Annotated in this window: 19 protein-coding genes; 7 read left to right on the top strand and 12 right to left on the bottom strand. The window is 67.4% G+C overall.

Annotated features, from left to right (window positions below; translation table 11 throughout):
- Positions 1-587: 587 nt before the first annotated feature.
- The 4 genes from BMY12_RS08075 to BMY12_RS08060 all read right to left on the bottom strand — a co-directional run bounded on the left by BMY12_RS08075 (position 588) and on the right by BMY12_RS08060 (position 4,471).
- Entirely contained in the window at positions 588-1,295 is a 708-nt protein-coding gene (locus BMY12_RS08075; RefSeq protein WP_093284320.1) for an EthD domain-containing protein, read from the bottom strand.
- Positions 1,296-1,306: 11 nt separating this feature from the next.
- Positions 1,307-2,095: an SDR family oxidoreductase gene (locus BMY12_RS08070; protein WP_093284317.1), complete on the bottom strand. Its 789-nt coding sequence runs from the start codon at positions 2,093-2,095 to the stop codon at positions 1,307-1,309.
- 91 nt (positions 2,096-2,186) lie between these two features.
- A complete protein-coding gene (locus BMY12_RS08065; RefSeq protein ID WP_093284314.1) occupies positions 2,187-3,368 on the bottom strand; it encodes a sulfotransferase family protein in 1,182 nt (393 codons plus the stop codon).
- Positions 3,365-4,471, bottom strand: a complete 1,107-nt coding sequence (locus tag BMY12_RS08060; RefSeq protein ID WP_093284311.1) for a DUF1214 domain-containing protein — start codon at positions 4,469-4,471, stop codon at positions 3,365-3,367. Before BMY12_RS08060 ends, BMY12_RS08065 begins: the two co-directional genes overlap by 4 nt.
- 132 nt (positions 4,472-4,603) lie before the next feature.
- Between BMY12_RS08060 and BMY12_RS08055 the strand changes: the two genes are divergently transcribed.
- Positions 4,604-5,098 carry a nuclear transport factor 2 family protein gene (locus tag BMY12_RS08055; RefSeq protein WP_093284309.1) on the top strand — a complete coding sequence of 165 codons (495 nt, stop codon included), beginning with the start codon at positions 4,604-4,606 and terminating at the stop codon, positions 5,096-5,098.
- A 3-nt stretch (positions 5,099-5,101) separates the two neighbouring features.
- Here the strand turns inward: BMY12_RS08055 and arsC are convergent, their stop codons facing one another.
- Positions 5,102-5,452 carry an arsenate reductase (glutaredoxin) gene (arsC, locus tag BMY12_RS08050; protein WP_093284306.1) on the bottom strand — a complete coding sequence of 117 codons (351 nt, stop codon included), beginning with the start codon at positions 5,450-5,452 and terminating at the stop codon, positions 5,102-5,104.
- Positions 5,453-5,540: 88 nt separating this feature from the next.
- Between arsC and BMY12_RS08045 the strand changes: the two genes are divergently transcribed.
- A complete protein-coding gene (locus BMY12_RS08045) occupies positions 5,541-6,413 on the top strand; it encodes a DMT family transporter (protein WP_093284304.1) in 873 nt (290 codons plus the stop codon).
- Positions 6,414-6,426: 13 nt separating this feature from the next.
- Here the strand turns inward: BMY12_RS08045 and BMY12_RS08040 are convergent, their stop codons facing one another.
- Positions 6,427-7,434 carry an AraC family transcriptional regulator gene (locus tag BMY12_RS08040; protein WP_093284301.1) on the bottom strand — a complete coding sequence of 336 codons (1,008 nt, stop codon included), beginning with the start codon at positions 7,432-7,434 and terminating at the stop codon, positions 6,427-6,429.
- Positions 7,435-7,585: 151 nt separating this feature from the next.
- On the opposite strand from BMY12_RS08040, the gene BMY12_RS08035 reads away from it, so the two are divergent.
- From BMY12_RS08035 to BMY12_RS08015, 5 genes are all read left to right on the top strand, one after another.
- Entirely contained in the window at positions 7,586-9,118 is a 1,533-nt protein-coding gene (locus BMY12_RS08035; RefSeq protein ID WP_093284299.1) for a flavin-containing monooxygenase, read from the top strand.
- Positions 9,119-9,231: 113 nt separating this feature from the next.
- On the top strand, positions 9,232-9,861 hold the full coding sequence (lexA, locus tag BMY12_RS08030) for a transcriptional repressor LexA (RefSeq protein WP_093284296.1): 630 nt from the start codon (positions 9,232-9,234) through the stop codon (positions 9,859-9,861).
- A gap of 31 nt (positions 9,862-9,892) precedes the next feature.
- Positions 9,893-10,504, top strand: a complete 612-nt coding sequence (gene imuA / locus BMY12_RS08025; protein ID WP_093284294.1) for a translesion DNA synthesis-associated protein ImuA — start codon at positions 9,893-9,895, stop codon at positions 10,502-10,504.
- 16 nt (positions 10,505-10,520) lie between these two features.
- Positions 10,521-11,933, top strand: a complete 1,413-nt coding sequence (locus BMY12_RS08020; RefSeq protein WP_093284291.1) for a Y-family DNA polymerase — start codon at positions 10,521-10,523, stop codon at positions 11,931-11,933.
- Positions 11,930-15,028, top strand: coding sequence for an error-prone DNA polymerase (locus BMY12_RS08015; protein WP_093284289.1), 3,099 nt, complete (start codon positions 11,930-11,932; stop codon positions 15,026-15,028). Before BMY12_RS08020 ends, BMY12_RS08015 begins: the two co-directional genes overlap by 4 nt.
- Positions 15,029-15,047: 19 nt before the next feature.
- Here BMY12_RS08015 and yihG read toward each other — a convergent pair whose 3' ends face one another.
- The 6 genes from yihG to hrpA are packed head-to-tail and all read right to left on the bottom strand — an operon-like array spanning position 15,048 to position 22,245.
- Positions 15,048-15,980, bottom strand: coding sequence for a 1-acylglycerol-3-phosphate O-acyltransferase, YihG family (gene yihG / locus BMY12_RS08010; protein WP_245732408.1), 933 nt, complete (start codon positions 15,978-15,980; stop codon positions 15,048-15,050).
- 22 nt (positions 15,981-16,002) lie between these two features.
- A complete protein-coding gene (gene hemE / locus BMY12_RS08005) occupies positions 16,003-17,061 on the bottom strand; it encodes a uroporphyrinogen decarboxylase (protein ID WP_093284596.1) in 1,059 nt (352 codons plus the stop codon).
- A gap of 13 nt (positions 17,062-17,074) precedes the next feature.
- Positions 17,075-17,794, bottom strand: a complete 720-nt coding sequence (gene pyrF / locus BMY12_RS08000) for an orotidine-5'-phosphate decarboxylase (protein ID WP_093284286.1) — start codon at positions 17,792-17,794, stop codon at positions 17,075-17,077.
- Entirely contained in the window at positions 17,795-18,103 is a 309-nt protein-coding gene (locus tag BMY12_RS07995; protein WP_093284284.1) for a CcdB family protein, read from the bottom strand.
- A 3-nt stretch (positions 18,104-18,106) separates the two neighbouring features.
- Entirely contained in the window at positions 18,107-18,352 is a 246-nt protein-coding gene (locus BMY12_RS20270) for a type II toxin-antitoxin system CcdA family antitoxin (protein ID WP_177188897.1), read from the bottom strand.
- 56 nt (positions 18,353-18,408) lie between these two features.
- Positions 18,409-22,245: an ATP-dependent RNA helicase HrpA gene (gene hrpA, locus BMY12_RS07985; RefSeq protein ID WP_093284281.1), complete on the bottom strand. Its 3,837-nt coding sequence runs from the start codon at positions 22,243-22,245 to the stop codon at positions 18,409-18,411.
- Positions 22,246-22,327 lie beyond the last annotated feature (82 nt).

Raw genomic sequence — 22,327 nt, 5'->3', positions numbered from 1 at the left:
AGTACCCAAGAGAAAGCACGCCCTACGCCTCGCATCCGTCGCCGCTGTCGCGGCGGCGGAAGCCTGCGCTGCTCACGTGCTCGGGGCCGTTGCAGACGCGCCATCCCTGGCGCGGCTGCAACTGAATCGAACTTCCTGTTCGATTCTCCCGCTGCGCTCGCTGCGCTGCTCGGTGCGAGGCAAAGGGGGGTAAGTCAAAAGCAACAGCGCAGCGACGCTCATCGCGAGAATCTGCTGTTGCTTTTGACCTTGGGGTCCCCGTCTCTGGCGCTGAGCTGTGCGGCGAGCGCAGGGGAGAGCCGCCCAGGAAGGGCGGCTCAGTTGCGGCCACACCAGGGATGGCGTGTCCGCAACGGCCCCGAGCACGTTGCACAGCTCAGGCACCGGCGAAGCCGGCGCCAGAGCCGGGGTGTGCTTTCTCTTGCTTACTTCTCTTTGCACAAGCAAAGAGAAGTAAGTCCGCCGCCGAAGGGCGGTGGAAGAAGCCAACAGATCAAGAACAAAACGAAGCAACAATCAGAAAAGCCCAGCGGCTTACGACGCGCTGACGCGCCCAACAAAATTACGCAGTAGTTTTACGAATGCGTTTAACGCGGCAGCAGCAGCGGGTACTGGCTCGTCGCCATCACGTCCAGCGTGCCCAGATCCAGGAAGCGCTCCACGCTGTCCATCATGCGCCGCAGATTGCGCTGATATTTCGCCTGATCGCCGCGCGCATCGAAAAACACCTGCGGATCACGCATCGCCTCGGCGGGAAAGCATTCCTCCACCACCGCCACCCAGTTCGGCGCCTGCGGACTCAGCGCGCGGATGACTTCATTCTGGGTGTACTCGAAAGTGGATTGCGTCTCCAGCGCCACGCTGGTGTGCGTGTCCAGCCACAGCTGGCGCCAGCTGTTGGGGTCCAGGCGGATGGGCCGGCGCAGCAGCGCGATCTGGGCGAAGCCCGGCGTGCGCTGGCCCTGCTGCGGCGGATGGGCGGTATTGCGCAGCGGCTGCGATTCACTGACCAGATAGCAGGCCTGACGTGCGAAGCGCGCCGCCAGCAGCGCGTCCAGCGGTGCGCGCAGCGCGGTGCTGGCGCTGTCCACCCAGACCTGCAGGATCGCATCCGGCGGCGGCTGCGTGGCGATCTGGCGCAGCGGCGCGGCCGGCTTCACCGCCTCGTCCACCAGATTGAGCTGCGCCGCGCGCAGCATGCGCAAACGCCGCAGCGCTTCCTGCAGGTCCTCGCGCAGCAGCTCATCATCCTGCGGCGGGATGGCGCGCCAGAGTGCGTAGATCAGCTTCTGCATCGCCACTCCTCTTACGGCATGTAGGCCCCGCCGTTGGCGTCGAGCGCGGCGCCGGTCACGGCGCTGGCATAGTCGGAAACCAGGAACAGCGCCGCGCGTGCGCATTCATCGTCGGTGGGAATGCGGCCCAGAGGGATGTCCACGGCCACCTGCGCCTTGAGGCTGTCCACGCTCACGCCGTGTTCCCGGGCCTGCCATTCGAAATAGCCCTGCACCGGCGCGCCCCACATCCAGCCCATGTGCACGGAGTTGACGCGGATATTGCTGGGGCCCAGCTCCTTGGCCAGCCACTTCACGGAATTGGCCAGCGCCGCCTTGGACGCTGCATAACCGGCTTCGCCCAGCGGCGGCACCTTGCGCGCGGCCATGGTGTTGATCATCACGATCGCACCGCCGGTCTTCTTCATCTCGGGAATCACCGCTTGCGTGAGCCGCAGCGTGCCGATCAGATTGGTGTCCAGCACCGCGTGCCAGGCATCGAGATTGGCGCTGGAGGCATAGTCCATCTCGCCGTGCACGAAGGCGCTGTTGACCAGGGCATCGACGCGGCCGAAGGTCCTGGCGGTGTTGGCGGCCAGCGCCGCGCAATCTTGCGCCTGGGTGATGTCGCAGACCTGGCGCAGCACGCGGGTCTTGCCGCCCAGGGCCTTGATGCGCGCTTCGGCGTCTTCGAGCTTGTCGCCCGAACGCGCCGCCACCACCACACCGGCCGCGCCTTCACGCGCGGCTTCCACCGCCAGCTTCACGCCCAGGCCGGGGCCGATGCCGGATACCACCACGATCTTGTCTTTGAGCAGCATGGGCCGCTTCTCCTCCGTGTCTTGATGAATCGTTCCAGGGTTGTGAGTCAGAAGTTCCTTGACTTCGCATGCGAATTTCTGACTCACAACACTAGGCTGCCAGCACGTGCCGCTGGCGATAGGCTGAAAAATCGCGTTCCAGCTGCGTCACAGACAGGCCGAACTGTTCCGGCGTGTATTCATGCCCGCCCTGATGCGTCTTCTCGTCGGCCTGCAGCCAGGCCTGCATGCGCGCGGCGGTGTCCTTGTCGAGCTCCAGGCCCAGCCAGTGATAGAGATCGCGCACCACGCTCATGGGCTGCTTCACGGTGTCGCGGAACTGCACGTCGAAGAACTGGTCCGGTGCGCTCTGGCGCACTTGCATGGTGTGATCCAGGGCGCGCCGCATCAGCGTGCTCCATTCGGCGCCGGCCGCCTGGGCATCGGCCTTGTCGCTGTAGATCGCCCAGAGCGTGTGAATGAAGCTGGCGATGGAGGGAATGCTCTGCGCCGGATCGCGATGCGTGAGGATGACCCTGGCGTCCGGAAAGAGCTTGAGCAGCAGATGCATGCGCAGCAGATGATGCGGCGCCTTGAGCACCCAGCGCTGCGCCTCTATGCCGCGCTGGCGCTTCTGCCACTGCAGGAACTGCAGGCAGCGGCGCAGGAACTGGTAGACCACGGTCTGGTCCTGCGCATCCAGCCAGCGCATGTACGAGGGAATGTGCGCGTAGGCATTGAAGGCGGAGAGGAAGGAATGCTCGGTGAGCATCACTTCCTCGTCGGCCTCGTCGGCGTCCATGGGATGGATCGCCACCAGCTTGGGCATGGCGCTGGTCATCATCGCGCACAGCGCGCGGCCTTCCCCGATGCGCGCATTCGGCTCGGCCAGCGACTCGCCGGCAAAAGGCACTGGAAACTGCGATTCCCAGAACGCCATCCAGTAGAAGCGCGGATCGCGCGAGAGCAGGCGATGCAGCTTGGTGGTGCCGGTGCGCGGCAGGCCCCCGATCACCACCGGCGGCGCCACCTGCTCCTGTGCAATCTCGGGATGCTGCCTGAAGTACTGCTCGATGCGCAGGCGGTTGGCCAGCTGCGCAACCAGCTTCTGGCGCATCAGATAGCGGCCGGTGTCGGACAGCTGCGCTTCGCGGTTGAGCGACTCGCAGAGCACGCACAGGCCCTGGTAGGCGCTGGCATCGCCCAGGGCCTGGGCGTCGCCGCCCAGGCCGCCGCATTGGGTGCTGGCTTCGGCCAGCAGGCTGTCGGGATCAAGGGAAATCGGTGCGCTCATGCAGCCAGTACCTGCGGCAGTTCGGAGAAGGACAGCAGCTGCGTGCTCGGATGCACGTGTTCGCGCGCGGCCACCCAGCGCAGGCACAGGGTGCCGCGCCGGTGGCCGGCGGTTTCGAGCCAGTTGGGATGACCCGGATCGCGATGTGCCAGCACCATGGTCACGCTGCCGTCGGCGGCGCGCTGTGCGCTGTGCGCATTGAGATGGATGCGGTGATAGCGGTAGTCCAGCGATTCCATCCACCAGTTGTCGATCTGCAGATTCCAGAAGCGGCATTCGGGGATGCGCGGCAGGCGGATCACCAGCGCCTGGTCTTCTTCCAGGCGCCAGGCGGAGTGGTAATAGAAGATGTTGGGGTCACCGCCGGCGGCCTGGCACACGGCCTGATTGGCCGGCGGCAGCTGGTTTTCGTGTTCCAGATAGCCCTGTGCCCAGTTGGCGAACACCGTGGCGGTGCCTTCGACGAAGCCGGCCACCTTTTTGAGGTTCTGCGCGATGCGCTGCGCCGACAGCGGTTGCGGCTGTGCGCCGGCGCCGGCGCGCTCGATGCGCATCTGCGCAGCGGTTTCGCGGCTGCGGTCATTGAAGGTCTGGCGCACGATCACGGCATTGCTCTCGGGCTCCAGGCGCAGCCAGTTGCCGGGCCTGGGCGTCTGGCTCAGATGCAGCTCGAAGCCGCCATCGGCATCCAGCTGCAGCTCGCGGCCGTCGAGAAAGCCGGTCTGCTCCATCTTGCCGTCGGTTTCATAGCCGCCCTTCTGCGAACCGAAGGACAGATAGGGCACGGTGCCGCGCCGGCCGCGGATCAGGTAGTCGTGATGGCCGTTGATCCGCGCGAACAGATAGGCGTTGTCGGGATTGTCGGCGCCGATCTTGCCGGTTTCATGCGAGGGCAGGAAAAAGCCGGGGAAGTCGGCATCGGCATATTCCAGATGCATTTCCAGGCCGATGCGCAGCAGGCGCGTGAGATAGCGCCAGCCTTCGGCGCGGTCCAGCGCCGTGGCCGGTGTTTCAGGCCGCAGGATCTGTTGTCCCGCGCGCTTGAGCTGCTCGCAGAACTCGCTCCAGACCTGCCCGGAAAGGACCTCCTGCTCCACGCTCATGCCGCGCTCCCGATGGCCAGTCTTGCGACAGTAGAGGCGCGCCGCTACAGCAGCTTCATCTGTTTGCAGTAGTGCCAGCGCGGCGCGCAGGCGCTACTGTCGGCGCCTCCGCCGCCTTGGGAAACGACCGCCATGAATCTGGCCGAACTGGAAAGCCGTCTGCAGAAGCTGGAGGACGCCGAGGCGATCCGTCAGCTCAAGTCACGTTATTTCTTCGCCTGCGACCGCAAGGACCCGCAGACCGTGCGCAGCTGCTTCATCGACGGGCCGATGCTGATCGATTACGGCGCCGTGGGCCGCTTCGACAACGCCGACGCCCTGGTGGCCCTGTACACCGAGGTGGGCTGTCACGATTACATGGTGGAAATGCATCACGGTGCCAACGCCCAGATCGAGGTGCACGACGGCGAGCGCGCCAGCGGCCGCTGGAGCCTGCATTACTTTCTGATCAACACCAAGACCAAAAGCTGCACGCAGCTGGGCGGTCAGTACGAGGACGAGTACCGCAAGATCGGCGCGCAGTGGAAAATCAGCCGCACGCAGTTCCTGGCCACCTCCACCCTGGTGCTGGACATCAACGAGGCCCTGGCCAAGATCCTGTTCGCCGGGCGCGCGCCGGGCGCCTAGGCGCTACAGCAGCTTCAGCACGTTCTCCGGCGGGCGGCCCAGCGCCGCCTTGCCGCGGTACACCACCACCGGACGCTCCATCAGCTTGGGATGGCTGGCCAGCACGTCCAGCCATTGCGCATCGCTGTAGCCGTTGTCGCGGCTCAGGCCCAGCTCGCCGAACAGGTCTTCCTTGCTGCGGATCAGGTCCAGCGGCTTCAGGCCCAGCAGCGTGCAGAGTTCGCGCAGCTGCGCCTTGGACAAGGGCTGCTGCAGATATTCGATCACCGGCAGTGTCACGCCGTGCTCGCGCAGCAGCTGCAGGGTCTGACGGCTCTTGCTGCAGCGGGGGTTGTGCAATATGCAGTCCTGCATAAATCGTCCGGTCCAGGGGAAATCCTCGAGGCGCAGTGTAGCGGCACGTTTTCTACAATGACGGCCCTTTCCCGCGCCCGGATTCCCGATGTCGCAAAGCCCGACCCAAGCCGCCGGCAGCGATGCGGCCGGCGGCCTCGCTTTCGTGTTGCTGTGGAGCACCGGCTATATCGCGGCGGCCTACGCCCTGCACGGCAGCGGTCCCTACACCCTGGCGGCCCTGCGCTTCATCGGCTCGGCGGCGATCATCGGCCTCTGGCTGCTGCTGCGCCCGGCGCCGGCGGTGCCGGCACGGGCGTTGACGCATGCCGCCATCGGCGGGGTGATGCTGCAGGCCGGCTTCTTCGGCTTCATCTATGCGGCGCTGCGCGCCGGCGTGGCGCCGGCGGTGGCGGGCCTGATCACCGGTCTGATGCCGCTCACCACCGCCGTCGGCGCCGCACTGCTGCTGGGCGAGAAACTGCAGCGCCGTGCCGTGCTGGGCCTGCTTCTGGGTCTGGCGGGTGTGCTGCTGGTGGTGGCGCCGGAGCTGCACGGCGGCGGCACGCGCCTGGCCTATGCGGCCGCAGTGGCGGCGCTGCTGTCCCTGAGCCTGGGCACGCTGTACCAGAAGCGCCATGCCAGCGAGCTGGACCCGCGTCTGGCGCTGCTGGTGCAGCTCGGCGCCTCGGCCCTGGTGCTGCTGCCGCTGGCCTGGGGGCTGGAGGGCCTGCGGCTGCATCCCAGCCTGGCCTCGCTGGGCGGCCTGGCCTGGGCGATCGTGGTGAATTCCTGCTGCGGCCTGCTGCTGTATCTGTGGCTGCTTTCGCGCGGCGCGGCGGCGCGTACCGCCAGCCTGTTCTATCTGGTGCCGCCGGTGACGGCCCTGCTCGCGGCGCTGACGCTGGGCGCACAGTTCACGCTGGCCGACGCGCTGGGCTTTGCGCTGGCGGCGTTCGGCGTGTGGCTGGGGCAGCGCTGAGGCGGTATGCGGTTCAGCGCTCGGCGCGATAGCGTGAAGGGCTCATGCCCGTCCAGCGCTCGAAGGCGTGGATGAAGGCGGCCGGCTCGGAATAGCCCAGACGCTCGGCGATGGCCTCCACGCTCAGCTCGCTGTGGCGCAACAGCTGCTGCGCCTTGTTCTGCCGCGCGCTGGCCACCAGGCCGCGCAGGCTGCTGCCTTCCTGGGCCAGGCGCCGGCGCAGGCTGCGTTCGGCCAGGCCGAAGAATTCGGCGATGCGTCCGGCATCGGGCGGGCGTCCCTCGAACAGCTCCAGATGCAGCAGCACCTTGTGGCTGAGGTTGTCCAGCTCGCGTTGCTGATCGACCAGCTGCTGATCGCAGAGATTGCGGTAGAGCGCGTGCGCGGCGGGATCGTGCGTGGGGAACTTCAGGTTCATAAGGGCCTGGTCGATCCAGAAGCGGCCTTCCTTCTGGTCCCAGCGCACCGGGCAGCCGAAGTGCGCTTCGTATTGCGCCGCCTCGGCCGGACGCGGATAGGGCATGTCCACGCGCTGCGGCCTGAGCTCGGTGCCGATGGTCTTCTGGATGTCGTTGACCAGCTTGAAGGTGCCGGACATCTCGCCATCGACCCGGAAGCGGAACGCCCGCCACGGCAGCGGCAGGGGCGCCAGGGACAGCACGCTCAAGCCGCTTTCCTCCTCCTCGAAGCGGATGGTGCTGTAGAGATAGGTGAGCCGCTGGTAGCGCACGCCGCTGAGGATCGCCTCGCGCACATCGGCGCAGGTGAGCAGCAGCATGGACAGGGGGCCGTAGCCGGCAAAGCCGAAGAACGGGCCGGTCTTGAGGCCGGCCATGGGGTCGCGCAGCTGTTCGGCCACTTCCACCAGGATGCGCAGCTCCAGACTGCGCTCGACGCGCGCGCCGGGGTCCAGCCGGTCCAGATCCAGGCCATAACGGGCCAGCACCGGCGCGGGGTCTTCCCCCAGGCTGCGCAGGCCTCGCATGGTGTACATCAGACCCAGAATCGAGCGGCTGCTCATGGCGTGGCTGATTAAATCGGCCTCTGCTCCCGAATTGGCCGGAATTATCAATCAGTCGCCAAAGCCAGCATAGAGCCGCAGGGACAGCGCCCCTAGATTGGCGGCCAAGCGCGATGGTCTTGTCGCGCGCAGCCAATATTGAGGAGACATCATGACCGCACGCGTTCCGCCCCCGTCCACCACCATCGAGACCGAAGTCGCCATCGTCGGCGCCGGTTTCGGCGGCCTGTGCATGGCCATCAAGCTGCTGGAAGCCGGCCGCAAGAACTTCGTGATTCTGGAAAAGGCCATGGAGGTGGGCGGCACCTGGCGTGACAACCAGTATCCCGGCGCCGCCTGCGATGTGCAGTCCCACATGTACTCGTATTCCTTCGCGCCCAAGGCCGACTGGTCGCAGCGTTATCCGGGCTGGCGCGAGATCCAGGACTACATTCTGGATGTCACCAAGCGCTACGGCCTGCGTCCCTTCATCCGCTTCGGCCAGGAAGTGACCGGCGCGGAGTTTCTGCAGGACGAGGGCCGCTGGAAAATCACGACGCGCAACGGCGATGTGATTCTGGCGCGCCACTGGGTGCTGGCCTCCGGCCCGCTGCATGTGCCGGCCGTTCCCGACATCCCGGGTCTGAAGGACTTCAAGGGCAAGATCTTCCACTCCGCACAGTGGGATCACAGCTATGACCTGAACGGCAAGAACGTGGCCTCGATCGGCACCGGCGGCAGCGCCGTGCAGTATCTGCCCGAGATCGCGCCCAAGGTGAACAAGCTGCACGTCTTCCAGCGCACCGCCGCCTGGGTGATTCCGCGCGACATGCGCAAGTATTCGGACTTCAGCAAGAAACTGTTCGCCGCCGTGCCGCTGATGCGCAAGCTGCATCGCGCGCGCCTGTACTGGACCAATGAATCGCGCGTCTGGCCGATCTTCAATCCGCCGCTGGCGCGCGCGCTGCAGAAGCTCGCCACCCTGTTCATCCGCGCGCAGGTGAAGGACCCGGAGCTGGCGCGCAAGCTCACGCCCGACTACACCATCGGCTGCAAGCGCGTGCTGATCTCCAACGTCTACTTCCCCACCTTCAACCGCGACAACGTGGAGCTGGTCACCGACGGTATCCGCGAGGTGCGCGAGCACAGCATCGTCGGCAAGGACGGCGTGGAGCGTCCGGTGGACTGCATCGTGCTGGGCACTGGCTTCGTGGTCGATCCGCGCGTGTACATGAAGGACTTCAAGCTCACCGGGCGTGACGGCCACAATCTGGCGCAGGACTGGGCGCGCGCACCGGAAGCCTATCTGGGCATGACCGTCAGCGGTTATCCCAATCTCTTCCAGCTGGTGGGCCCCGGCACCGCCCTGGGCCACAACTCGATCATCTTCATGATCGAGGCGCAGGTGCATTACATCATCCAGGCCATGAAGGAGATGGAAGCGCGTGGCGCGGCCTATGTGGACGTCAAGCCCGAGGTGCAGCGCGCCTTCAACGCCGACGTGCAGAAGAACCTGAAGAACTCGGTGTGGTCCACCGGCTGCCAGAGCTGGTATCAGACCGCCGACGGCGTCAACTTCACCATCTGGCCCTGGTCCACCTGGCGCTTCTGGCTGCGCACGCGCAAGGTGAAGGCCGAGGAATACGAGTGGGTGAGCCTGCCGACGCAGAAGACCCGCAAGGCGCCGCAGAAAGTCGCGGCTTAAGGCCTCACGAGGCTGCACCAGGCCGGCCGCTGCCACGCGCAGCGGCCGGCCTTACTGTTTGTATTTACAGTTAGCCCCTGCTACTGTTCATGTAAACAGTGCCGAGAGCTGCCATGGACGAACTGACTGCCCGCCAAGCCGAAATCCTCGATTTCATCCGCCGTCACGGCGAGGAAAACGGCATGCCGCCGACGCGTGCCGAGATCGTGGAGGCTTTTGGCTTCCGCTCGCCGACCGCCGCCGAGGATCATCTGCGCGCGCTGGCGCGCAAGGGTGCCATCGAGCTGCGGCCCGGCGCCTCGCGCGGCATCCGCGTGCTGCTGGAGAGCAGCGAGGACGCCGCCAATGACGGCATTCCGCTGGTGGGCAAGGTCGCCGCCGGCGCGCCGATCCTGGGCGTGGAGAACGTGGAGTCCTGGTACAAGCTGGATCGCCGCATGTTCCATCCTGCGCCGGATTTTCTGCTGCGCGTGCAGGGCTATTCGATGCGCGACGCCGGCATCCTGCCCGGCGATCTGCTCGCTGTGCATCGCCAGAACACCGCCGAGAACGGCCAGATCATCGTCGCGCGTCTGGGCGATGACGTCACCGTGAAGCGCTTCGAGCGCAAGGGTGATCAGGTCAGCCTGCTGCCGGCCAATAACGAGTTCCGGCCGATCAAGATCAATCTGCGCGAGCAGGAGCTGCTGATCGAAGGTCGTGTGGTGGGCCTGATCCGCTGCAGCGATTTCGGCGGGGTGTAGCGGCAACGGGGTGTAGCGGCTTGCGCAAGACATGGACAGCCGCGCTGAAAAACTGCAGCAGCTGCTGCGCGACGCGCGTCTCTGGCGCGGCGACCGCCAGGCGCCGCTGCGCGCCTGGCCCACGGGATACGGCGCCCTGGATGCGCTGCTGCCCGGTGGCGGCTGGCCTTGCGGAAACCTGAGTGAAATCGTCTACGCGCAGTGCGGCGTCGGCGAGCTGCGTCTGGCCACCCCCTTGCTGGCGCGGCTCACGCAGCAGCAACGTCCGGTTGCGCTGATTGCACCGCCTTATCTGCCGTATGCGCCGGCCCTGCAGCAGCAGGGCCTGAATCTGCAGCACACCCACATCATCGACGCCGCGCAGGAACCGGACGCGCTCTGGGCCGCGGAGGAGCTGCTGCGCGCCGGTGCCGGCGCGGTGCTGCTCTGGCAGGAGCGGCTGGATCTGCACACGCAGCGCCGCCTGCAGCTGGCCGCCGAGCAGGGCGATGGCGTGTTGCTGGCGTATCGGCGCGGACAGCAGAGCGCGCACGGCACGGCGGCGCTGAGTCTGCGCATCGCGCGCGTGGCGCAGCGCGCGCAGGTGGAAGTGCTCAAGTGTCGCGGCGCACGTCCGGCACAGCCCTGCCTGCTGGCCTCGTGAACAGCCTGTCGCGCCCATGCTCTGGCTGTGTCTGTATCTGCCGCGTCTGCCCGCCGAAGCCCTGGGTCTGCGCGATGCGCGCGAGGTGGTCGTCGCACAGCGCGGCGCCAGCCGCTGGCTGAGTTGCGACAGCGGCCGGCTCGCCGCCGGCACGCCGCTGGCAACGGCCCTGAGTCTGAACGCCGAGCTGCGCGCGCTGCCGCGCAGACCCAAGGCCGAACAGGCCATGCTGCTGGCGCTCGCGCATGGCCTGTATCGCTACGGCAGTCCGGTGCATGCCGAGTTGCGCGAGCTGGATGAAGTGGGCGCGCTGCCGCAGGCGCTGATCTGGCTGGAGATCGGCGCCAGCCTGCGCCTGTTCGGGGGCTGGCCGACGCTGCGCGCACAAGTGCAGGCCCTGCTGGCCGAACAGCAGCATGAGGCGCAGCTCGCGGTGGCGCCGACGCGCGCCGCCGCCGCGCTGCTCGCCAGCCGCGGCGAGCCGGCGTATCTGCCCACGCAGGAAGCCCTGCTCGCGGCGCTCGCATCCTTGCCGGTGAGCAGCCTCTACTGGCCGCACAGCGAGATCGAAGTGCTGCACAGCCTGGGCCTGCGCCGGCTGGCGCAGCTGTTCGCGCTGCCTCGTGCCGCGTTTGCACGTCGTTTCGGTCCGGAGCGTCTGCGTCAGCTCGATCAGCTGCGGGGCCTGGCCGCTGAACCGGCACAGGCTCTGTTGCCGCCCACGCAGTTTCGTCGCCGCTTCGAACTGCTGGGCGAAACCGCGCAGGTCGAGGGTCTGTTGTTTGCGCTGCGCCGCCTGTGTCTGGAACTGCAGGCCTGGCTGCGCGCGCGTGATACGGGCCTGCTGGCACTGCGCCTGAGCTGCGAGCACGCGCAGCGTCGCCGCAGCCTGCAGCTGCTGCGCCTGGCCAGCGCGCATCGCGACGGCGAGCGGCTGTTCACCCTGCTGCGCGAACGTCTCATGCGCGAACCGCTGCCGGCGCCGGTGCGGGCGCTGGAGCTGCGCAGCCTGGAGCTGGCCGAGCCGGTCGCCATCGCCCACGATCTGTTCGATACGCAGGCGCAGGCGCAGCAGAATTTTCAGGCCACGCTGGAACGCGTCGCGGCGCGCCTGGGCGAGTCCGCCGTCTGGCAGCCCGCGCTGCAGGCCGATCATCGTCCCGACCGTGCCTGCCAAGGCGAGCGCGCCGGAGCGGTCAATGCCGGCGACTTGCCGCCACGTCCGCTCTGGCTGCTGGCCAGGCCGCTGCCCTTGCCTGGCACGCCGCAGCTGGAGCCCGACTTCGAACGCATCGAAAGCGGCTGGTGGGACGGCGCCGATCAACGTCGCGACTACCACAGCGCGGAGTGGCAGAACGCGCGCGTCTGGGTGTACCGCCCACGCGATGGTGAGGATGCGCGCTGGTATCTGCAGGGCTTGTGGGGATGAGTTACGCCGAGCTGCACGCGCTGTCCGCCTTCAGCTTCCAGCGCGGCGCCTCCATGCCGCAGGAGCTGATGCAGCGCGCCGCGCAGCTGGGGTATGCGGCGCTGGCGCTCACCGATGAATGCTCGCTGGCCGGTGTGGTGCGGGCCTGGGAACAAGGCCGCCAGCTGCAGGCGCTGGGCCAGCATGCGCCCGCGCTGATCATCGGCAGCGAGCTGCGGCTGGAAGAGGGTTTGCGCTGCGTGCTGCTGGCGCAGACGCAGGCCGGCTACAGCGCGCTGTGCGCCACCATCAGTGCCGCGCGGCGCCGAGCCATCAAGGGTCGTTACCGGCTCACGCGCGCCGACTTCGACACGCCGCGTGCGGATCTCTGCGTGCTCTGGCTGCCGCGCGGCGAGCAGGAGCTGGAGGAACTGGCCTGGCTGCGCGAGCGTTATGCGAATCGCCTGTGGATTGCCGTGGAGCTGCATCGCCAGGGCCGTGATCGCGAGCAGCTCGCGCGGCTGCAGGAACTGAGCCGGCGTTTCGCCGTGCCCTTGCTGGCCAGCGGCGATGTGCACATGCATGTGCGCCGCCGTCGTGCACTGCAGGATGTGATGACGGCACTGCGCCTGCATCAGCCGGTGTCGCGCTGCGGCCATGCGCTGTTTGCCAATGGCGAGCGGCATCTGCGCAAGCTGGAGGTGCTGCGCGAGCTGTATCCCGCCGAACTGCTGCGCGAAACCCTGGTGGTGGCGGAGCGCTGCGCGTTCCGCATCGATCAGGTGCGCTATCAGTATCCGCGCGAAACCGTGGCGCCCGGGCACACGCCGGCGAGCTGGCTGCGCGCGCTGGTGCAGCAGCATCTGCCCGAGCGCTGGCCGCAGGGCTGTCCGGAAAAAGTGCGCGCCACGCTGGACAAGGAACTGGCGATCATCGCCGAGAAAAACTACGAGCCCTTCTTTCTCACCGTCTACGACATCGTGCGCTTTGCGCGTGCGCAGAAGATTCTCTGCCAGGGCCGCGGCAGCGCCGCCAACTCCGCAGTCTGTTATGTGCTGGGCATCACCGAGGTCAACCCCGAGCATCATCAGCTCCTGTTCGAACGCTTCGTGTCGCGCGAGCGCGATGAGGCGCCGGACATCGACGTGGACTTCGAGCACGAACGGCGCGAGGAGGTGATCCAGTACGTCTACCGCAAGTACGGCCGCGAACGTGCCGCGCTGGCGGCGAGCGTGATCAGCTATCAGCCGCGCTCGGCGCTGCGCGATGTGGGCCGCGCGCTGGAGGTCGGCCCGGAAATCATCGACCGCGTCGCGCAGTCCCTGGCCTGGTGGGACGATCCGGAAAAACTCGCCGAGCGCCTGCAGGTGCTGGGCATCGATGCGCAGGCGCCGCGCATCCGCCGCTGGCTGCAGCTCTCCGGCGAACTGATCGCGCAGAGTTTTCCGCGTCATCTCTCGCAGCATGTCGGCGGCTTCGTGATTTCCGATCAGCCCCTGCACGAGCTGGTGCCGGTGGAAAACGCGGCGATGGCCGACCGCACCGTGATCCAGTGGGACAAGGATGATCTGGAAGCGCTCGGCCTGCTGAAGGTGGACGTGCTGGCGCTGGGCATGCTCACGGCCATGCGCCGCACGCTGCAGCATCTGCAGGACTACGACGGCCGCGTGCGGCGCCTGAGCGGGATTCCGCCGCAGGACGCCCAGACCTATCAGATGCTGCAGCGTGCCGAGAGCGTGGGCGTGTTTCAGGTGGAGTCGCGTGCGCAGATGTCCATGCTGCCGCGATTGCGGCCCGCCAATCTCTACGACCTCACCGTGCAGGTCGCCATCGTGCGGCCCGGCCCGATTCAGGGCGGCATGGTGCATCCCTATCTGCGCCGGCGTCTGGGCGAGGAGCCCATCACCTATCCGAAGGGCGAGCGCGATCCGCTGCGCCGCGTGCTGGAACGCACCTGTGGCGTGCCGATCTTTCAGGAACAGGTGATGCAGATCGCGATGGTGGCGGCGGATTTTTCCGCCGACCAGGCCGATGCCCTGCGACGCGCCATGGCCGCCTGGAAACGCGCCGGCGGAATCGAAAAGTTTCGCGACAAGCTGATGCGCGGCTTGCTGCGCAACGGCTACAGCGCCGAGTTTGCCGCGCAGATCTTCCGCCAGATCGAAGGCTTCGGCTCCTACGGTTTTCCGGAGAGTCATGCCGCGAGCTTCGCCTTGCTCGCGTATCAGTCGGCGTATCTGAAGCGCCACCATCCGGCGGCCTTCATCTGCGGCCTGATCAATGCCCAGCCCATGGGTTTTTATCCGCCGAGCATGCTGATCCGCGAGGCGCAGCGCGTGGGCGTGACCGTGCTGCCCATCGATGTCCGGCACAGCTGCTGGGACTGTCATCTGCACGGCCAGCCGCCGCAGGCGCCGGCGCTGCGCCTGGGTTTGCGGCTGGTGAAAGGCTTCAATGAAGCGGCGGCGCAGCGCATCGTCGCGGCGCGTGCGCAAGGTTATGCCGATGTGGAAACCCTGGCGCAGCGCGCGCAGCTGTCATCACGGGAACTGGAAGCGCTGGCGGCGGCGGACGCACTGCACGCGCTGAGCGGCCATCGGCATCAGGCGCGCTGGCAGGCACGTGGGCGGGCGAAGTTCGAAGGCCTGTTGCGCGAGGCCAGCCTGCCCGATGAAGCGGTGGCATTGCCAGCGCCGAGCGAAGGCGAAGACATCCTCGCCGACTATCGCAGCACCTCGCTGACGCTGCGCCGTCATCCAGTGGCCTTGCTGCGCGAGCGGCTCGATGCGCTGCACATCACGGCCAATGCCGCGCTGGAACAGCTGGCCGACGGTGCCCCGGTGCGCGTGGCCGGCGTGGTGATGTTCCGTCAGCGGCCGGGCTCGGCGCAGGGCACGATGTTTCTGACCCTGGAAGACGACACCGGCATCGTCAATCTGATCGTGCGTCCGGAACTGATCGAGCGCGAACGCGAGGCCATCGTCGGCGCGCAGTTCCTGCTGGTGCGCGGTCGCCTGCAGCGCCAGCACCAGGTCACGCATGTGATTGCCGCGCAGTTCGTGGATCGTTCGAGCTGGATCGCGGGCCTGCCGTATCTGTCGCGCGATTTTCGCTGAGCGCCCTGCGCAGCCCGGCTCAGTAATGCACCGGCCGCTGCGCCTGCATCACCGGGCGGGTGTTGAGCATGCGTTCCAGGCGCGCGTCCTTGCGCATCCAGATGCCGTTGATCCAGCTCTGGAAGCGCGTGCGGTATTCGCGGTCGGTTTCGTAATCGCCGTGCATGAGTTCGGCAGGAATCGGCAGCACATCGATGTGCACGGCCAGCTGGTTCTGCTCGCCGCTGGTGAAGCTCCACAGCAGCTTCTTCTGCGTCGGGCGATAGGCGATGGTCACGTCGATGACGCCGGCGAACTGCTCGCCCATGGCATTGAGCGTGAACGACATGCCGCCGGCCTTGGGCGGCAGCAGATGCCGGTACGGTGATTTCTTGGCGAGGCGCTTTTCTTCGGTGAAGCGCGTGCCTTCCAGGAAGTTGATCACGGTCACCGGCTCGCGCTTGTAGATCTCGCAGGCGCGGCGCGTGGTTTCCAGATCCTTGCCGCGCAGCTCGGGATGCGCGGCGAGCTGGCGCTGGTCCAGACGGCGCATGAAGGGGAAGTCCATGGCCCAGCAGGCGATGCCGATCACCGGCACGTAGAGCAGCTCGTACTTGAGGAAGAAACGCGGGAAGGGCACGCGGCCATGCAGCAGATCGAACAGCAGGATGATGTCGGCCCAGGACTGGTGATTGGCAATCAGCAGATAGTTCTTGCCCGGCTGCAGCGGCGTGCGGAATTCCACATCCCAGGTTTCCGCGTGCAGCAGGCGCAGCAGCATCTTGTTGTTGGACACCCAGTTGGTGGCCACCCACACGCAGTAGCGGCTGCAGGCGCGCTGCAGCGGCACATGCGGAATCAGCTTGAGCAGGGCCGCCGGCATCAACAGGATGAAAGCCGCCAGGGTGCTGATGATCAGTGCTGCCGTGGTCAGCAGCATCATCACGCTGGGCGGAAAAATCACTGAGAGCATGGCGGCCTCCGGTGTGCCTCGGTCAGCGGTGGTAAGCGGGACTCAGGCGCTGCACGGCTTCGATCATCGCGCCGGCGTGTTCGGGCGGGGTCTGCGGCAGGATGCCGTGACCCAGATTGAAGATATGACCGTTGCCTTGCCCGTAGCTTTCCAGAATGCCGGCCACCGCCGCTTCGATCTTCGCCGGCGAGGCGAACAGGCAGGCCGGATCGAGATTGCCCTGCAGCGCCACGCGCGTGCCCACGCGCTGTCGCGCGGCCCCGACATCGGTGGTCCAGTCCAGCCCCAAGGCATCGCAGCCGGTGTCGGCCATGATCTCCAGATGCTGGCCGCCGTTCTTGGTGAACAGAATCACCGGCACCTCGGGTGCCACGCGTTTCATGTGCGCCACGATCTGCGCCATCGGCTGCAGCGAGAAACGCCGATAGCCGGCCGGCGAGAGCACGCCGCCCCAGGTGTCGAACACCATCACCGCATCGGCACCGGCGGCGACCTGCGCTTCCAGATACAGGCACACCGAGGCCGAGAGCTTGGCCAGCAGCGCGTCCAGCAGTTCCGGCGCCTCATAGCCCATGCGCTTGATCTGCAGATAATCCGAGCCGCCTTCGCCTTCCACCATATAGGTGGCCAGGGTCCAGGGACTGCCGGAGAAACCGATCAGCGGCAGACGATCCCCCAGCGCGCTGCGGATGGTGTGCACCGCGTCGATCACATAACGCAGCTCCTGCGTGGGATCGGGAATCGGCAGCGCGTCCACGGCGCGGGCATCGCGCACGGTCTGCGCGAACTTCGGGCCCTCGCCTTCCACGAAGCGCAGGCCCAGGCCCATGGCGTCGGGAATGGTGAGGATGTCGGAGAACAGGATCGCGGTGTCGAGCGGATAGCGATCCAGGGGCTGCAGCGTGACCTCGCAGCACAGCTCGGGGCTGCGGCACAGCGCCATGAAGTCGCGGGCCTTGGCGCGCGAGGCGCGGTATTCCGGCAGATAGCGTCCGGCCTGACGCATCATCCACACCGGCGTGCGGTCCACACTCTGGCGCTTGAGCGCGCGCAGGAAACGGTCGTTCTGCAGCTTGCGCATGGTGCTCATCTCTCTAGCCTGCCTTGCGCGCGGCCAGGGCCTGCGCGATCTCGTCCTGAATCTGCTGCGCCATCGCGCGCGGGTCGGCGGCATCCCGGATCGGCCGGCCGATCACCAGATAATCCGCACCGGCGGCAATCGCCGCGCCCGGCGTCATGATGCGTTTCTGATCCGCCTCCACGCGGTTGTCGACCGGACGGATGCCGGGCGTGACGCAGATCAGCTCGCGCGGTGCTTCGGCGCGCAGCTTCTCGACCTCCAGGCCCGAGGACACCACACCGTCGCAACCCGCCGCCAGCGCGCGCCGCGCGCGCGACAGCACCAGCTCGGCGACATCGCAGGCAAAGCCCAGGTCATGGAGATCACCGCGATCCAGGCTGGTGAGCGCAGTCACCGCCAGCACTTTCATGTTGCCGGACTTGGCCTGGGCCGCCGCTTCCATGATCGACTGGTTGCCGTGGATGGTGCAGAAGTCCGCGCCGCGCTCGGCGAGATTGCGCACCGCACGCGCCACGGTTTCCGGGATGTCGAAGAACTTCAGGTCCACGAACACGCGCTTGTCGGCGGCCTTGAGCCAGTCCAGCAGCTCGAAGAAGCCCGGCGCCATCAGCAGCTCCAGGCCGATCTTGTAGAAATGCACGGCATCGCCGAGCCGGCCGACCAGGGCGCGCGCCGCATCGGCGTGCGGCAGGTCCAGGGCGGCGATGAGGCGGTCTTGGGAAGGAATGCTCATCTAGTAACCTGAAATCAGAAAATCGATGGCCGAGAGAATCTCGGCATGTTGTGCGGCCAGATCGGCCACCGCCTCGCGCAGCTCGCGCGCGTCGACCGCCGCCAGATCCGAGACCGCCGCCACCACCGCCAGGCCTTCGACGGTGAACTCCAGATTCAGCCGCGTGTAGAGCCGGCCATAGCGCTCCTTGCGCACCAGCGGCACCACCAGGCGCGAGCCGGTCTGCACCAGGTCGGACTGCACATCGAGCAGGAACGGGACCTCGGCGCGGCTGGGCCGGGTGTTGCGGTAAGCCTGGAACCGGGCCATGGCCTAGAACGAGATCAGATCCTTGTTCCACATGCCTTCGCGGGCGATGCGCTCGCGATGGAATTCGATGGCCTCGCGGTTTTCTTCCTGCCAGCGCCGGCCGCGCTCCTCGCGCAGGGCCTGCTCCAGCTTTTCTTCGAGAAAGCGCGACAGGTTCAGCTGCGCCTTGCGCGCTTCCTGGATCAGGGTCTCGCGGATGCTGAGATTGAGCCGGCGGCGCGGCTCGCTGCTGTACGAGGCGGTGCTCATGGAATACTCCGTTTGATGCGCATGCATTATGCGCATGGCCGGCCGGCCTGGCCAGCTCAGACCCTCGCCAGGGCCTCCCGCACGGCCTGCGCCGAGGGCCGGTTCACGGCCTTCAACTCCTGCGCAAACAAGGCAATACGCCATTCCTCCAGCACCCAGCGCGCGGCATGGAAAGGACCCGGCAGCGCGCGCAGCAGGGGCGTGATCTGCGCCGTGAGCTCCTCGTCGCGCAGCGGCTTGTTGGCCAGGCGCTCCAGGCGCACCTGCAGGCCGCGCAGATAGAGCGTGATGCGTGGCCACTGCGGCTCGGGGATGGCGGCGGCAAAGCCGGGCGCCAGCAGGCTCTCCAGCTGCGCGCGCATGTCCGCCACCGAGGCCGGCCAGCGCGCGGCATAGGCGTCGAGCTGCTTCTTGATGCCGACGGCCTGATTGAGCCAGTTGATCAGGGTGTCCAGGCGCGCGCTGGCGTCCAGGCTGAAGGCGGCGCGACGTTCCAGGGCCTGCTGGAAGTCTTCTCTGCTGCGCACGGCCTCCTCTCCCAGCAGCCGGGTTTCGGCGGCACGCAGCGCCAGCTGCTGGGCGATGTCCTGCGGGTCCAGCCCGAAGGGCGCTGCCAGCAGGGCGAGCTTCAGACGCGCGCTCTTGGCCAGATCGCGGATGCGCTCGGGTACGCGCAGCAGCAGCAGCGCGCGCACGCCGGCGGGGTGCGCACGCGCCGCCGCCTCGGCGGACTCGAACAGGCGCAGATGCACGAACTCGCCTTCGGCCGAGAGCGCCGGATAGCCGCGCGCGCCGTGCGCCAGCGGCACCGACTCGGGCAGCGCCTCGAAGTCCCAGTCCACCAGCTTTTCGCGCGTCCAGCGCTTGAGCGTGTCATCGCTGCGTGCGGCCTGCTGCAGGGCGCTGCGCGCCTCGCCGCGAAAACGTCCGCGCAGCTGCTCCAGGGTTTCGCCCACACCCAGCAGCTGGCCCTTGGCGTCTTCCAGCTGCAGCCGTGGCCGCAGATGCGCTTCCAGCCTGTCCGGTGAAAAATCGCCCGGCTCCAGACGCACGCCGGTCATCGCCTGCAGCGCCTCGCACATGGCCGGCAGCAGCGCGCCCTGTGCCGGATCGAGCCGCTGATGCAGCGCCTGCGCGTATTCGGCGGCCGGCGTGCACTGCCGGCGCAGATGCATGGGCAGGCTGCGGATCAGGGCCTCGATCTTGGCGGCGCGCAGGCCCGGCACCAGCCAGTCGAAAATCTCCGCCGGCAGCTGATGCACCTGCGCCAGCGGAACGTGGAAGGTGACGCCGTCGTGCTCCTCGCCGGGCTCGTGCGAGTACGAGAGCTTCAGGCGCAGATCGTCGATGTCGAGATGATCCGGAAACTGGCTTTCGACATCGGCATTGGCACCGGGGCGCAGGGCATCGGCCTCCTGCATCCGCAGGCCCTGCTGTGCCTGCGGTTCACGCTTGAGCCAGCTCTTCAGGTGCGCGGAGGCGCAGACCTCCGCCGGCACCCGTTCGTCGTACCAGCGGAAGAAATGCGCCTCGTCGGCGAGCAGGTCCGGACGGCGCAGCTTGGCTTCCTTGTCCTGGATGCTGGCGATGAGCTGGAGGTTGTGTTCCAGAAACGCCGGCTTGCGCGGCAGCTCGCCCTTGATCAGTGCCTCGCGGATGAAGATCTCGCGCGCCTCGGCCGGATGCGTGGAACCGTAATGCCGTGCGCGGGTGAGCAGCGGCAGGCCCAGCAGGCTGACGTGCTCGGTGGCGGTCACCTCGCCGCGCTCGCTGTTCCACTGCGGATGCAGGAAGGTGCGCTTGATCAGATGCGGCGCGGCGCGCTCCAGCCACTCGGGTTCAATCGCCGCGTTGTTGCGTGCGAACAGCTGCGAGGTTTGGGCGAGCTGCGCGCTCATCAGCCAGGCCGGCGACTTCTTGATCAGCGCCGAGCCGGGATGAATCTTGAAGCGACGGTTGCGCGGTCCCTGGTACTCGCTCTTCTCCGGCAGCTTGTAGCCGATGTGATCGATCAGGCCGGCGAGCAGGGCTTCATGGACCGGCACGTAGAGTTCATTGAGGCGCTCATCGTTCCAGCGCTTGTCGGCGGCGGGCCGGGGCTCCTCGCGATTGCCCAGCAGATCGCAGATCTGCTTGTACACCGCCTCCCATTCTTCCATGCGCAGGAAGGAGACGAAGTGATCGCGGCAGAGCTTGCGCAGCTGGCGGTTGGAAGCCTGCGCGCTCCAGTCGCGCCATTGCTGCCAGAGCTTGAGCAGGGACAGGAAATCCGAACGCGGATGGCGCCAGATGGCGTGCTTCTGGCGCGCGCTGTCGCGGGCTTCGGCGGGCAGCTCGTGCGGGTCCTGCACCGAGAGCGCGGCGGCGAGCACAAAGATCGCATCCTGCGCGGCCGTGCCGCGCCCGGCCATGGCGATGCGCGCCACGCGCGGGTCCAGGGGCAGACGGGCCAGCTCGCGGCCCAGGGGCGTGAGCGTGCCGGCTTCATCCAGCGCGCCGAGCGTCTGCAGCACGCGATAAGCCTCGGCGACATGACGGCCGTCGGGCGCATCCACCCAGGGGAATTCATCGACCTTGCCCAGACGCAGGGCCGCGAGCGTGAGAATCACGCCGGCGAGATTGGCGCGGCGGATTTCCGGATCGGTGAAGGCCGGCCGCGCGGCGAAATCATCCTCGGCATACAGGCGCACGCAGATGCCGGGACCGAGGCGTCCGCAGCGGCCGGCGCGCTGATTGGCGGCGGCCTGCGAGATCGGCTCGATCTGCAGCTGCTGCACACCGCTGCGCGGCGCGTAGCGGTTGATGCGCGCGGTGCCGCTGTCGATCACATAGCGGATGCCCGGTACGGTCACGGAAGTCTCCGCGACATTGGTGGCGAGCACGATGCGCGGCGCGCGGCCGGTGCTGAACACCTTGTCCTGCGCGCCCGCCGCCAGCCGCGAGTACAGCGGCAGCACCTCGGCGCGCGGATAGCGGCCGGCGAGCACGCGTGCGGCATCGCCGATCTCGCGCTCGCCGGGAAGGAACACCAGCACATCGCCATTGGGCGCCGGCCGCCACAGCGCCTCCACCGCTTCGGCAATCGCGTCTTCCAGTTCCTGATCGCCGGCCATGGGCCGGTAGCGCTGCTCCACCGGATACAGGCGTCCGGAGACGGTGTGGATGGGCGCATCGTGGAAGTGCCGCGACAGGCGCTCGGGATCGAGCGTGGCCGAGGTGATGATGACTTTCAGATCCGGCCGCTGCGGCAGGAGCTGTTTGAGCCAGCCCAGCAAGAGGTCGATGTTGAGGCTGCGCTCGTGCGCCTCGTCGATGATCAGGGTGTCGTAGCTCGTCAGCAGGCGGTCGCGGCCCAGCTCGGCGAGCAGGATGCCGTCGGTCATCAGCTTGATCAGCGAGCGCTCGGAGACGCGGCGGTCGAAGCGCGTTTCATAACCCACCAGCTCGCCCAGCGTGGTGTCGAGTTCGCGGGCGATGCGCTGCGCCACGCTGCGCGCAGCCAGACGGCGCGGCTGGGTGTGGCCGATCAGCCCGCGTGTGCCGCGCCCCAGCTCCAGGCACAGCTTGGGCAGCTGCGTGGTCTTGCCCGAACCCGTCTCGCCGCAGACCACCACCAGCTGCTGCTCGCGGATGGCCTTGAGCAGCTCCTCGCGCGCCTGCACCACCGGCAGCTCTTCGGGATAGCGGATCTGCGCAGGCTTCAGGCGCAGGCGGTTCTCGTAGCGCAGGCGTGCCTGTTCGACGTCCTGATTGAGGCGCTGCAGGTCCAGCTTGCCGCCACGGCGTGCCTGCTCCAGGCGGCGCAGGATGTGGGCGTAGTCGCGGGCGGTGAGCTGCTGTGCCTGCGCGTCCAGCAGGCCGCGCAGCTGCTTGAAGCTGGCCGGATCAGTCATGGGCTCTGGCGGTGCGGCCGATGGGAGCGGAGGGCAGGCTGCGGCACAATGCCGCGCAAGGCGCGACGACGGCCAAGAAATA

This window comes from Solimonas aquatica (assembly GCF_900111015.1).
GTDB classification, from domain to species: Bacteria; Pseudomonadota; Gammaproteobacteria; order Nevskiales; family Nevskiaceae; genus Solimonas; species Solimonas aquatica.
Note: the sequence above shows the minus strand (reverse complement) of the source record. Positions and strands in the feature narration are given on the sequence as shown.